The following is a 12,013-nucleotide window of genomic DNA, read 5'->3' as shown; positions in this document are numbered from 1 at the left end:
TAATTCATTTCAGAAGGGATAGTCTACCCGGACAGGGCAGACTTGATTACCTGTTCTATCATACATTCCCCCCTGACAATTAATCCACCCTGCCTAACCCCCCTTAATAAGGGGGGGACAAGATTCTTTTCAAAGTCCCCCTTCTTAAGGGGGATTTAGGGGGATCGAGATATGTGCAACGACCCATTAAATTGGTATCACTCACTATTGCATTACTCAAATATCTGATTTAGATAACATTATCAAGCCGATTGTAGATGCGATGAAGATTTTAGTTTACGTGGATGACAGACAAGTTACCGATCTCACTGTAAAACGGCGCAAACTTACGGAATTCCTCGATTTTACTGCGATATCTCCTTTGATAGCTGAAGCTTTAGCTGCGGCCCAAGAATTTATCTATGTTAAAATTGACCTACCAACCGAGCCGATGGAGCTAAATCAATGATAGCAGCCATAGAAAAATTAGAAGCAACAGAAATTGCAGAGATTGTCGATAAATATCGCCAGCAAGGTTATCAAGTGTTAGTAAGGCAGAGGAATTATGACTGGCAAAAGTTTATTCAAAATCAGGAAATAGACTTGATTATTTGTACGGTTCAAGAATCTGTCATCGCAGCACTAAAACCGCGTCCTCCTGAGTCAAAAAGTCAAAAGACTTCCGAAGAAGAGATGATGCAACCCTCCTATGACTATCGCCAGCACGATCTATACGATATTCAGGTTTACATGGTAAGAGCATCAGAAATGATCGGAAAGGGTAATTTTGAACTCGCTACTTGTTCGATCGGCTCGATTACTGAATCAGTGATGCGGATGGTAGCCGAACACCACTCGATTGATTTTGAAATTCAAGAACCGCCAATTTTGGCTCAAACATTCCTCGCTCATGGTTTGATGAATGGGGAGGATTATGAGTTTTTGGTGGCGGCGCTGCAAATTCGCGATCGCGTGATTTTTCAGCGAGAAAAAGTTACTGTTGAACTGAATTTGGCGCGCCGTGCTTTTGAAGCATTGCAGCGTCTTTTAAGTCAATCTGGACAAGTTGAAGGGTAATTAGGCTCTCAAAGGGCGATCGGCTGTGTATTCTACTCATTTAAAACAGGTTATGTATCAAGAAAAAAGCTCAGCCTACACTTACAAAGTTGGTGGACATTTGCCTCTAGATGTTTCCACTTATGTAGTGCGACAAGCAGATTCTGAACTTTATCAAGGCTTAACAAATGGTGACTTTTGTTACGTGCTGAATTCTCGCCAGATGGGTAAAACTAGCTTGCGCGTGCGAACTATGCACAAATTGCAAGCAGAAGGTATTGCTTGTGCGGCGATCGATCTAACTAAAATCGGTTCTCAAGATATCAATCCCGATCAGTGGTATGCGGGGGTAATCAGGCGTTTAGTTACCAGTTTTAAGCTAGATTTGAATTTGAGATCGTGGGTGCGGGAGCGAGAATTTTTGCCGCCCGTACAGCGCTTGAGCGAGTTTATTGAACAAGTTTTACTAGAAAATGTTCATGGTAAAATTGTAATTTTTATTGATGAAATAGACAGTATTTTGAGTTTGAATTTTCGGGCGGATGACTTTTTTGCATTCATTCGTGCTTGCCATGAATTCGATCGCCTGACTTTTGCTTTGCTGGGGGTTGCGACTCCTTCGGACTTGATTCAAGATAAATACTGTACGCCTTTTAATCTCGGTCGCGCTGTCGAATTGTATGGCTTTAAACTGCACGAAGCTCAACCTTTGGTACAAGGTTTAGCAGGGAAAGTTAGCTATCCTGAGTCTGTTGTAGAAAATGTGCTGATTTGGACGGGAGGACAGCCGTTTTTAACTCAAAAGATTTGCAACTATATTTGGCAACAAGCCGAAAATTTTCCGGCAAAAATCCCTCAGGATAAATCTTCGATTGGAGACTGGGTTGAGAATTTAGTGCAGACGCAAATTATTGATAATTGGGAAGTTCAAGACGAACCGCCACATTTGAAAACAATTCGCGATCGCATTCTCAGAAGCGGACAGCGTACCGAAAATTTGCTGAAAATTTACCAGCAAATTTTAATTGCTTCTGATTCGTGTAGCGAAGCCAAGATTCCGGCTGATGAAAGCCTCGAACAAATGGAACTGCGATTGTCTGGTTTGGTTGTGAAAAGAGGGGGAATTTTAAGCATTTATAATAAAATTTATGCCTCTGTATTTAATCGAAATTGGACGAAAAAAGCTTTGGCTGCTCTCCAACCAGACTTTAAACAATTAGTTGCACATCAAGAACACAAAGTCCTATCTATGCTCAACAGTATGGAAGGCAGAGATTTTGAGGATGTGCTCTATGAAATTTTGGGTTCGATTACTATTAAACTAGGGGAATTGATGAGTGTCGATCGCATTTCAATATTTTTTATAGATAAAGATAAAAATGAACTGTGGTCGATTATTGCCAGAACGACAAACAGCAGTTCGACAAAGATTCAAATTATGGCAAACAATCCAACAGCAGGCAGAGTGACTATTTATAAAAAAGCTGTCAGCATTCCCAGCGATTTATCGGAAATTTGGTATTCCGATGTCGTGGAAGAGCAAGATAAAAAGACTGGTTACAAACTTTACAGCAATTTAACCTCACCTATGTTGAATGAAAAGGGAGATATATTTGCTTTTGTGCAGTTAGTTAATAAGTTAAAAAAACATCACGATCCGGCAGGAAATTTTTCTGACAAAGTCGAGATAGAAGGGTTTACAGAAGTCGATCGTACTTTGATCGGAGAGTATGTTCCAGCTATTCAGCGGTTGTTGGAAAGGTGTCAATCTTGTTATAAGTTAACTCAAAGATTGCAAGCTTCGGAAGCTTTAACGGAAGCAACGCGATCGGTTTCTCAAAGCAGCTTAGATTCGGAAGAAATTATCACTAAAGTGATGGAGGCTGCTAAAAGATTGATGAATGCCGATCGCAGCACTCTTTGGCTGTTAGAACGCGAGACAGGGCAACTGTGGACAAAAATCCGCTTTGAAGATGGCTCGGTTCGCGAACTCCGGATCGAAGTAGGACAAGGTTTTGCGGGTCAAGTTGCTGACAGCGGCAAACCTGTAAATATTCCGTTCGATTTGTACGAACATCCCGAATCAATAACCGCGAAACAAACTGACCAAAAAACAAAATATCGTACTTGCAGTTTGCTGTGTATGCCTGTTTGCAGTCCTGACGGTGAATTAGTGGCTGTCACTCAATTAATTAACAAAAGAAGACCGGGAGATTTCCCAGAATATGACCCGGAAACTTGGCCGGAAGCACCGGAATGCTTTCAAGACAGCTTTGATGCTAACAGTCAAAAATATATGCAAATTTTTAACACTCAAGTTGGGGTGGCACTGCACAATGCGAGACAATTTGCAGCGATGAAACAGCAGGCAGAAGACCACCCGCAAAATGTGGTCAGCCAAACTCTGGCAATGCTAAATCAGGTGATGGACGGTCAGGGTTTTGATGATATTCTGGATGCTACTTTGCGATCGATTACTTTGAAAATGGGTAAGTCTTTGAATGCCGATCGCACTAGCATTTTTCTGCTGGACGAAGAAAAAAATGAGTTTTGGTCGATTATTGCTGAAGCCGATGCTGAGGGCGATCGATCGCTAGAAATTCGCGTTCCCGCAGATAAAGGTATTGTCGGTCATGTGGCCTCTACCAAACAAAGCATCAATATTCCGTTTGATTTTTACGACGATCCGCGTTCGCAAACGGCAAAAGCATTAGATATCAAAAATGGCTATCGAACTTATACTATGTTAACACTTCCTTTGTTAAATGACGAGGGTAATTTAGTAGCTGTAATTCAGCTAATTAATAAAATCAAAAAAATCGATCGCTCCAGCTTGTCCTTGCAAGAAAAAATTGATTTGGAAGGGTTTACAAAACTGGATGAACAGCGGTTTGCCGAAGACGCGAATTTGATTCAAATGATTTTAGAAAGTTTCCGTACCTTTCACAAAACAGCCCGAGGACAAAGAGTTGCGGCTGCGTTGATGGCGGCTACTCGTTCTGTCAGCCAAAGCAGCTTAGAAATTGATTCGATCCTGCAACGCGTGATGGAATCGGCTAAAGAATTGATGAATGCCGATCGCAGCAGTTTTTGGGTAATAGATAGAGATGCCAATCAATTGTGGACAAAGATTATTTTGCCAGACGGTACATTTTTTGAGTTGCGTGTGGCGATCGGGCAAGGTTATGTAGGGCAGGTGGCCCAAATGGGAGTTCCTTTAAATATACCGTTCGATCTTTATGATTATCCGGGTTCTGAAACTTCTAAAAAGACGGACGAAAAAACCGGATATCGGACTTGTAGCTTGCTTTGTATGCCTGTTTGGAATCCAGACGGGGAGTTGATTGCTGTGACACAGTTAATTAATAAAATCAAATCGGATGGCGACGATCAATCAATTGAATTATCGAAGAAAAATGTGCCGGAGCGTTTTCGGGCAAGTTTCGACCAAAGCGATCAAAACTATATGAAAATTTTTAACAATCAAGTGGGGGTGATTTTGCAAAATGCAGAATTGTTAGCGGCGGTTAAGCGGCAGGAACAAACATTGCGAAATAATTTGAGTTCGATCGGCGGTGATTAGCCGGTTCGTAGTGAGGACTTTAGTCCTTCTTTCTGAGGACTGAAGTCCTCACTACAAACTAATTACTCATGATATCGTTTCTGGTTTTATCGGAATGATTTAACCGCAGAGGACACAGAGAACACAGAGAGGGAATAGAGAGATTAATAGGGTGCATCTGGTATTTGGCAAGGGCGAAGCATTTCGGCACATAATTTATGAACCAGAACCACAGATTTACTGCCGAAATGCTTCGCCCCTACAAATATATTTTCAAAAATGAGATGCACCAGATTAATAATTCCTATGTAACCGGATTTGATATTACCAGGGATTGCCAATTATAGTGAAGGATGCCCAGGTTCGTAGTGAGGACTTTAGTCCTTCTTTCTGAGGGCTAAAGCCCAACAACGTACCTCGCTTACCAGGGATTGCCAATCATGGTGAAGGCGGCCCAATAGTAGGGATGGGAAAGGATTCGATCGCCCCGCGCGGCAATTTCCGGAGGCAAAATTAGAGGTAAAGCCAGCCCTTCGACTCGCAGCAGCCCGTCTTGAATCCGCACGCGCCCCCGCAGCATCTCCAATTGCGCTTGCCGCAAAGCCTCGGCTTTAATCGTCACATTCCCCTCGCGTCTGGGGGCGCGCAACTGCCGGTAAAACCCTGTCATCAGCCCCAAAGTTCCCTCATCGCTGACTTCCCACAAACTCGCTAAAGCCGATCGCGCACCGCTAGCTACCGCCAAACCCGCAAACCCCAACTCTGCCTCTTCGTCGCCCAAAGCGGTACTGCACGCGCTTAAAACTAAGAGATTCACTGGCGGTTCATTCCACCCCAACTTCGGCATTTCAGTGATGAGCAACTTAGTATCCCACAATTGAATGTAAGAATTAGTCGGTTGCCCGGGCTGGAATTCGCTGTGAGTTGCTAAATGAATGATACCAAACGGATGATTTGCCCGCTGAGCTTGTAAGTTTCTGAGGGTAAAATCTTGATTCAAAAATGATTTTCCGCGATCGGGCGGCGCGATCGACTCTAACTCCACCGGTACCGCCGGTAATGGCGCTTTATCTTGAAATACCGACGCGCCCATCGCCAAAACTTCATCGTCAGCAATATTCTCGTAGCGGGTATCCGTCAAACTCAGACTCGGGATGACGCTAATGCTGTATTTTTCTACTAAAAATTGTTTTCCATCGTGAAGGGCAGCAAAGGGCAAGCTTCGCAAACCTGCTGCCGGAATTACAATTAAATTGTCAATTTTTAAAGCTGCCAATTCTGTCACTATTGGCGCAATTAACCACCGATAAATCTTTTGGGCTGCATCCAAATAACTGATGCTGTTTCTTCTTCTGGGATTAGTTATTTCGCTTTGCAGGGATTCTGCTAGTTGCAATACCTGCCAGCGGGTTATTGCGGGAACTAAAATGCGTATTGGTTGAGCGTTGGCTGTGACTAACACTAATTCTAACTGCTCCCCGTTAGGGATATCGGAAATTTCTTTGTCGGCTGGTTGGAGGCTCTTTCCTAACTTGTTTTCTAAGGATATAGGAGACTCGGATGTGAGGTTTTTGATTGCAGGAAATACATTAGATAAATTCCGACTTGCCACCAGCACCGAACTATTTTCTTTCGCTGCCCCGTTGGTTCCGCTGACCCAATTCATATAAATGATTGCCGATTTTACGCGGGTAATTTGTTCGTTTTTGCGAAGAGTTTCGTAAATTACCGACATATTAGTTATCGGCATTCTGGCGGGCAGTTTTAGATGTTTTTCGTACTCGCGAGTGAAGGTTCTCTCAAATGCTAACACTCCCGAACCTGCCGCATCGTATCTGCGAGAAGGAGTGAAAATATCCGGGCTAATTGGAGAATGCTTGTCTCGATTTGGCGATCGCAATTCTACTTGCAAAGATGCCGGAAGCGATCGCCCAGGCTCAGGATTTACGGACACTGGAGTTGATGCGGGAGTTGATGCCGGAGTTGGTGCGGGAGTTGGTGCGGGAGTTGGTGCGGGAGTTGGAGTTGGTGCGGGAGTTGGAGTTGGAGTTGGTGCGGGAGTTGGTGCGATCAGGGAAATCAGATTTGGTAAACTTCCTTGGGTGTAAGTTTCCCCAAAAGCAAGACTGGGGAAAATGGTGTTTCCCTCGCCAGAATTAATGCTTCCCTTGGTTCCATTGTCGATCGCGCCGCCAACTAGAAATGGTCGATTGCTACCGCCGCCGTGCCGAATTGCGATCGCGCCGCCTCTGGCACTTCCGGCAGTAGAAATACTGCTGGAAACATTGCCAGATGTATCGTCGGTGAACACATTGTTCGATCGAAACAAACCGAGGGTTGTCACATCAACGTTGCCACCTGTGCCGTCTTGTTGGCCACCTCTAGCATCGATAAAACCCAACAGAATGTTACCAGTCGCGCTGAGGGAGACGGTGCCACCGTTTCTCTGAGTGCCGCGGGAGGTGAGATCGAGAGCGGAAATTCCGGCTTGGGAGGTGAGGTCAATATTGCCGCCGATCGCTCCCGAAGCGTTCACAGAGCCGGCAGTTAAAGGGCCGGCATTGCTTTTGAGTGCGATCGCGCCGCCTGTTCCCGTTGCTGATGAAGAGTCGATCGCACCGACAGTAACAGTATTTCCCTCAACTCGAATGCTCCCGCCGTTGGAGGTAATATTGCCAGTTTTCAATTCGCGAGTTGCTTGCAGGTTGATGCTGCCGCCATCCGTCCTTAAATTGCCTTCTAAGAGTAGGTTTCCTGCGTTGATATCGGCTGGTAAACTGGCCCTGTTGCCCCCTCCGAGGGTAGCCGGATCTCGGGCGTTTAGGGTCAAATTGCGCGCGGTAATTCTCGAAGTCGCCGTGATGCTAGCAGCGTCAGCCGAGAGCTGGCCAAAGCTCTGAGTTTGACCGACGGAGCCCCCAAAAGTAATGTTGCCGCCAGCGCGCAGGGTCAAATTATTTGCGCCATCGGGGGTGCTGTCGAGGGTATTGGCAAAAGTGATATTGCCGGTACTGGCGGCGAGGGTGGCGGTGCGATCGACTGTGACGGCACTGTTGAAAGTGATGTTGCCCGCAGTCGCGATCGCACCGGATAGCTCGGTAGTGCGGCCGTTGACAGTCAAACTAGCTAGGGGCGCAGCTTGACCGACTGTACCGCCGAACAGCACTCGCTGAGCGTCAAGTCTCAGGGCGCGAGTTCCGTCTAGGTTGCCGGAGAACAGAATGTTGCCCCGAGCTTGAGTGCTCAAAGCTACATCAGCATTCAGGGAGAAGTTGCCTGTCAAAGTGAGATCGGCGCCGGATGTCGAAATGTTGGCGCCGATCGCAGTTTGGGACGCGTCGAGAGTCAAACTAGCGCTACCGGTTGTTCTCAGGGGATTGTCGATCGCGATTGAGTTGCCTTGAAGTGTCAGCGAACTGTTGAAGGTAATGGGTGTGACGATCGCGATCGAGCTGCTGTTGGGACGCCCGATCGCGATCGAGCCAAAATCCCCTGCCAAAGCAGCGATATCCGTTGCCGTTAAGTCCAAAATCCCTAAATTATCCCCGGTGCCACCAATCCGAATTTGTCTGCCGTCGTTGGGTTGCAAGCTAATTGTTCCCCCCGCACTGCTGACGGAATTGTTGCCGCCCCTGAAGTCAATGCCGTTAGCAGTGAGAGCAATGTTGCCACCGTTGGCATTCACCCGTCCCAGAGAGATGCTGCTGGCAAAAATGTTGATGTTGCCACCTTGAGTCTCGATTAAATCGTTGGGATCGTTGACAAAAAACACTCCGCCGGCTCTAAATGTTACGCTGTCTCCCCTTCTCGCTTGCAGGGAAAGTTGGTTGTCGGGCAAATCTTCGACGGTGATGAAGCCCGGAGTCTCTAAAACTACGTTGCTGCCAGCAGCCATCTGTTCCAACTGCGCGTCTGAGATCGATGTTTCAGCCAGCGATCCTGTGGCTTGGAGTTCCCCGCCAGTCGATCGCGCGCTGGGAATGCCGTTACCGCTGACGATGGTAATATTTGACGGATCGAGCAACAAATTGCCGATCGCCCCGTTAGGTGCGCGAGTATCGACCTGTCCTTGGAAAGTTAGAGCATTTTTGCCGGAAACTTCGACTCTGCCACCGTTACCTGCGGCAGTGCCGCCGCGAGCAGTAATATTGCCGAAGAAGCCAGTGGTATTGTCTGACCAAATTACGGCTGTGCCACCGTTGCCGCGGTCGATCGCGTTTGTGGCGATCGTAGAATCAGGACTAACATAAGTTACCTGGGCATTGAGCAGCGGTTCGAGCCCCTGGAAACCGCCTCCGACGCGGACAACACCTCCGCCATCAGTCCCCGAAGCATTAATATTTGCGCCGAACAGTCCGACTTTTTCACCTAAAATATTTACCGTGCCCCCAGTCTGGCCAGCAGGAGCAAATACATTTACAGTACCCGAGACGATCGCACTTCCGGCAGTTACCGGCACTGTTTGCCCGCCCGTCAGTACCAATTCACCTTGTGCGTTGGTTGTTAAACCTGTGGCTGAAGCTACTCCTGGGCCCGTCAGCAACTGAGGCAAAGCAGCCGGGGCGATCGCAGATTTTTCTGACGGCAAAGATGGAGTAATTTCTAAACTCAATAAGTTACCCGTTAGACTGATGCGGACTGCATTTTGTCCCGGAACAGCCGCCACCGTAATTTGACCTGCCGGCGCCGACAATTGCCCGCTATTAATTACTGTACCGCCCAGCAAAGTTAAATTTTGACCATTGCCAACTGCTAAACTTCCTGCATTGACAATTGCACCGACTTGTGAGTTATTAAAATTAAATTGATTGGGATTTCCCAGTAAAGCTTTATAATCATTAATTCCTGCCGAATTAAACCAGCGATCGCCGAAACCGATACCTGTAGCAGTTGTGGCGAAAAAAGAACCAGGCACGTTTAATCTGGCATTTTGACCGAAGACAATTCCCGCCGGATTCATCAAGAATAAATTTGAGTTGCCGCCGCTTACAGAAATCAGACCATTAATGACAGAAATATTGCTGCTGGAAATCCGCCCTAAAATATTTTGAATATTTGGATTAGTGAGAAAATTTGCGATTTGACCTTCGCTGAGATTAAATTGGCTGAAGCTGTGAAAGAGATTGGCGCCGTTTCCCGACACTTGTCCGCCGCTAATGTTTAAGCGATTTTGCTCCTGATTGACAACAGTATTAGTGCCGTCATTCGCCGGAACGACAGATTGCGATCGCACTGCTATCGGTAGCAGCCAAAAACCTAATGTCAAAATTAAAGCAGAGCGAAAATAGGTCATTAGTCAGTTGTCAGTTATCCGTTGTCCGTTGTCAGTTGTCCGTTGTCAGTTATCATGGGAGCAATTATCAATTCCCAATTCCCTGTTTGCCCGATGCCCGATGCCCAATGCCCAATTACCAATTCCCAATTCCCGATTCCCGATTCTAATCTATAGTAGTTTTGATTTTGTTTGAGCTGTAATGTTCCGCGAAAGTGCCAATAAACTTAAAAAAGTCGATCGCGCGCCAGCATGGGGGGTTTGTCTCCTGGGTGCCAAGGGTGCCTCCTTCAGTCGATCGCACTTTCAAAGCACCCGCTGCCATAATATAGGAAATACCATGCAGATTTAATATTTATCTGTAGCAGGTGTCTTGACCAAACGATCGCTTTCGTAGCGCACTGATTGGATAGAATAGCAGTCAAACCACGAAATAACTCGCTCCTCAGATTATGGGATTCAAGGATTGGGAGGTTCGAGAATTGGGAAATTGTTCGTGAATTGGTGAATATCTCATCTTTCCGAGAAGTGCTATATAGCCTTTTTTAGAAAGATGAGGTACGTTGTTGGGATGCGAACCCTCTTTGTTTAGGCCTGTTATGTAAGCTGTCAGTCATACCTCACCTTTTTGAGAAAGGCTATATAGCCTTTTTCAGAAAGATTTAGAATTGGTAATCGGGAATTGGTAATCTCTTGCCATAACAACTGTCAACAGTCAACTGACAACTGTCAACTAAATTTTTGCATGAATTGGCGATCGATCCAATCTTTCCAGTACCACAGTAGCGATGATTCCCACATCCACGATCCGCGAGATGCGATCGCCCTTTTATTCCCAGTACCGATTAAGCCTAAATATTTTTCCTGCGGTATAAAGGGTTTCAGCGGTTTTGCCAATAAAAACTGCTGCAAATTTTCAAACAGCGGTTTGCCCTGACGCACGGCAAACACGCCTGCTTTGGGACGGGGATAATTAACCATCGCCGCGATGTCTCCAGCCCCAAATACGTTGGGATGAGAGACTGATTGCAGGCAATCGTTGACTTGCATAAAGCCGTTTGAGTCAGTTGCTAAACCCGATTCTCCGATCCAACGGGCGGCGGATGCTTGTGTCACCCAAAAAATGCGATCGCACTCAATTTTCAAACCAGATTCACAGTATATTTGGTAAATGGGCATCGGGCATCGGGCATCGGGCATCGGGCATCGGGCATCGGGCATCGGGCATTGGGCATTGGGCATTGGGCATTGGGCATCGGATGTTATTTGCATCATTTCTTGCTTTTCTACAGCACTGACTTTTTCCATTAGATGCAGTTGAATGCCGCGACTAATCAGAATTTCTTTCAGGCGGCGACGAACCCGTTTGTTGTGTGCAGGCATCAATTGTGCACCGCTATGAAACAAATGAATTTCTAATTCTTCTTGATTGACTCTTCCGTCTTCCCTCAATATCCATCCGTTAAATCCGTTGCCGAACCTTTCTTTTTTCGCAAGACGAGATTGCATATTCAATGCTAATTCTACGCCGCCCGCGCCGCCACCAACGATCGCGATTCGTACAGGTTTTTCTCGATAGTTTTGCGTAGCAGAGATTAACTGATTCCAGCTAGCTAAAAACTCCGGTACAGGTTTAGCTGGAATTGCGTATTCTGCCGCACCCGGCACAGATATAGTCGCGGGAGTGCTGCCGATATCCACAGACAGCACGTCAAAGTTAATTGGAGGGCGTGTTTGACAAATTACTAAATTTTTGTTAAAGTCGATCGCGATCGCCCGATCGACCAATATTTGACACCCGGCAAATTCGGCGAGCGATCGCAAATCGATATGACATTCATCATAATCGTAAAACCCGGCAACGTGTCCCGGCAACATCCCCGAATAAGGCGCGTACAGGACATCGCTAATCAGAGTCAACCGCACGGAGGGCAGCGGTTTGATGCCGAACATTTTCAATACAATAGCATGACTGTGACCGCCGCCAATTAAGACTAAATCTTTCACAATTACAAATGTTCGATCGAAATATTCCTTTCCACGATATTGTACAGCACTTGCACTTCCGCAGACAGGACTGTCCGGTCAGGAGAGCTGGCGGTGTGTAATTAAGATTGGCCAGCACTTTTGACAAAATGCTCTCA

6 protein-coding genes are annotated in these 12,013 nt (G+C 46.3%); 3 read left to right on the top strand and 3 right to left on the bottom strand.

The features are described 5' to 3' along the window. The first annotated feature begins 190 nt into the window (after positions 1-190). From QZ938_RS08730 to QZ938_RS08720, 3 genes are read left to right on the top strand one after another with little or no spacing between them, the layout of a single operon-like run. Positions 191-448, top strand: a complete 258-nt coding sequence (locus QZ938_RS08730; RefSeq protein ID WP_363318804.1) for a RusA family crossover junction endodeoxyribonuclease — start codon at positions 191-193, stop codon at positions 446-448. After that, positions 445-1,056, top strand: a complete 612-nt coding sequence (locus tag QZ938_RS08725) for a hypothetical protein (RefSeq protein ID WP_293350857.1) — start codon at positions 445-447, stop codon at positions 1,054-1,056. The genes QZ938_RS08730 and QZ938_RS08725 overlap by 4 nt, the downstream gene beginning before the upstream one ends. Before the next feature lie 52 nt (positions 1,057-1,108). Next, a complete protein-coding gene (locus tag QZ938_RS08720) occupies positions 1,109-4,618 on the top strand; it encodes a GAF domain-containing protein (RefSeq protein WP_293350854.1) in 3,510 nt (1,169 codons plus the stop codon). A 400-nt stretch (positions 4,619-5,018) separates the two neighbouring features. Here the strand turns inward: QZ938_RS08720 and QZ938_RS08715 are convergent, their stop codons facing one another. The 3 genes from QZ938_RS08715 to QZ938_RS08705 form a co-directional block, all read right to left on the bottom strand. Continuing rightward, positions 5,019-9,890, bottom strand: coding sequence for a CHAT domain-containing protein (locus QZ938_RS08715; RefSeq protein ID WP_293350851.1), 4,872 nt, complete (start codon positions 9,888-9,890; stop codon positions 5,019-5,021). A 145-nt stretch (positions 9,891-10,035) separates the two neighbouring features. Next, entirely contained in the window at positions 10,036-10,194 is a 159-nt protein-coding gene (locus QZ938_RS08710) for a hypothetical protein (RefSeq protein WP_293365445.1), read from the bottom strand. Positions 10,195-10,598: 404 nt separating this feature from the next. After that, positions 10,599-11,876, bottom strand: coding sequence for an FAD-dependent oxidoreductase (locus QZ938_RS08705; protein ID WP_293350848.1), 1,278 nt, complete (start codon positions 11,874-11,876; stop codon positions 10,599-10,601). Positions 11,877-12,013: the final 137 nt, after the last annotated feature.

The organism is Microcoleus sp. CAWBG27, from assembly GCF_020883145.1.
GTDB lineage: Bacteria > Cyanobacteriota > Cyanobacteriia > Cyanobacteriales > Microcoleaceae > Microcoleus.
This window is presented reverse-complemented; position numbering and strand designations above follow the sequence as displayed.